The following is a 2,065-nucleotide window of genomic DNA, read 5'->3' on the forward strand; positions in this document are numbered from 1 at the left end:
GCGAGGACCCGGCGCGCATGTTCGCCGGCGAGGGCGACGCGTTCCGCACCAACCGCCGCTTCAAGTACCTCTCGAAGGGCAACCCGGCCACGCGGCTGTCGACCGCGTTCGACTCGGTGACGTTGTACGGCCGCGACCCCGACACCCCGCCGGACGTCTACGGCAAGATCGGCACGTCCGGTGTCTCGATCGCGTCGCTGGACGACATGAAGGCGTTGTACGACGGCTTCGACCTCGTCGCACCGACGACGTCCGTGTCGATGACGATCAACGGCCCGGCACCGACGATTCTCGCGTACTTCCTGAACACCGTGATCGACCAGCAGGTCACCAAGTTCCGCGACGAGCACGACCGCGAGCCGGACGCCGCCGAGTACGACCAGCTCCGGAGGTTCGCGCTCGCCAACGTCCGCGGCACCGTGCAGGCCGACATCCTCAAGGAGGACCAGGGCCAGAACACCTGCATCTTCTCCACGGAGTTCTCGCTGCGCATGATGGCGGACATCCAGGAGTGGTTCATCCAGCAGCAGGTGCGCAACTTCTACTCGGTGTCGATCTCCGGCTACCACATCGCCGAGGCCGGCGCGAACCCCATCAGCCAGCTGGCTTTCACGCTCGCCAACGGTTTCACCTACGTCGAGTCGTACCTGGCGCGCGGCATGAACATCGACGACTTCGCGCCGAACCTGAGCTTCTTCTTCTCCAACGGCATGGACGCCGAGTACAGCGTGATCGGCCGGGTGGCGCGGCGGATCTGGGCCGTGGCCATGCGCGACCGCTACGGCGCCGCCGAGCGTTCGCAGAAGTTCAAGTACCACGTGCAGACCTCTGGCCGTTCGCTGCACGCGCAGGAGATGGACTTCAACGACATCCGCACCACGCTGCAGGCGTTGTGCGCTCTGTACGACAACTGCAACTCCTTGCACACCAACGCTTACGACGAGGCGATCACCACGCCGACCGAGTCGTCGGTGCGCCGCGCGATGGCCATCCAGATGATCATCAACAAGGAGTGGGGCCTGTCCGCGAACGAGAACCCGCTGCAGGGCTCGTTCGTCATCGACGAGCTGACCGACCTCGTCGAAGAGGCCGTGCTGACGGAGTTCGACCGCATCTCCGAACGCGGCGGCGTGCTCGGCGCGATGGAGACCGGCTACCAGCGCGGCCGCATCCAGGACGAGTCGATGCTCTACGAACAGCGCAAGCACGACGGCTCGCTGCCGTTGGTCGGCGTCAACACCTTCCTGCCGGAGGACGGCTCGCGGGAGGTCGTGAAGATCGAGCTCGCTCGTGCGACCGAGGAGGAGAAGTCCTCACAGGTCGAGCGCACGCGTGCTTACCAGGCGGCACACCGGGATGAGGCGGAGAAGGCTTTGTCCCGGCTGCGGGAAGTGGCGCAGACCAACGAGAACGTGTTCGCGGTGCTGATGGACGCGGCGCGGGTGTGCACGCTCGGGCAGATCACCGAGGCGTTCTTCGAGGTGGGCGGCCAGTACCGGCGCAACATCTAGTCGTGTCAAAGACGAGAGGGCCGCTCATCAACCTCGGTTGATGAGCGGCCCTCTCGTTTGAACCCACCTTGACAGGCTGCGTGATCCTCGGGCAGTCTGTTGCTGCTGTCATCAACTGAAGTTGATGACATCTGGGGTAGGTAAACTGAATTGGGGGGTTATTTCGCATGAGAATGCGGGCAATGATCGCTGCGCTGGGTGCTGCCCTGCTGCTGACGGTCGGCTTCGTCACGCCGGCCTCCGCCACGCACCAGGTCGGTTACCAGGAGTGCGTCAGCAAGCACGTCTTCTTCGAGTTCTTCCGCAACAACTCCACGACCGACAAGTACTGCTACGCGGGCGAGAACCCGCAGACCGGCAACGTGGTCCAGGTGGGTCTCGACAACATCACCTGGGTCCACGCCGGTAACAACACGGCGAGGGTGAAGTTCTACGACCGGTTCGGCACCTACTTCGACCGGATCTTCTTCCCCGGTTTCGACGACGGCTGTGACTACTGCCGCATCGTGTCGATCCAGATCGCCTAGATCGCCTAGACGGTTGATTCCAAGGGT

Annotated in this window: 2 protein-coding genes; both read left to right on the forward strand. The window is 63.9% G+C overall.

The window, feature by feature from the left end; all coding sequences use genetic code 11:
* The coding region (locus tag UK23_RS47985; RefSeq protein ID WP_045318554.1) for a methylmalonyl-CoA mutase family protein at positions 1-1,511 on the forward strand (1,511 nt) is incomplete at its 5' end.
* A 182-nt stretch (positions 1,512-1,693) separates the two neighbouring features.
* Positions 1,694-2,038: a hypothetical protein gene (locus UK23_RS47990; protein WP_045318555.1), complete on the forward strand. Its 345-nt coding sequence runs from the start codon at positions 1,694-1,696 to the stop codon at positions 2,036-2,038.
* The last annotated feature ends 27 nt before the right edge of the window (positions 2,039-2,065 follow it).

The sequence above is a fragment of the Lentzea aerocolonigenes genome, from assembly GCF_000955955.1.
In the GTDB taxonomy this organism is placed as follows: Bacteria; Actinomycetota; Actinomycetes; order Mycobacteriales; family Pseudonocardiaceae; genus Lentzea; species Lentzea aerocolonigenes_A.

What these genes read in the sequence shown, in the direction of transcription:
- UK23_RS47990 (WP_045318555.1), top strand. Translation starts at nt 1,694, where the DNA reads ATGATCGCTGCGCTGGGTGCTGCCCTGCTGCTGACGGTCGGCTTCGTC.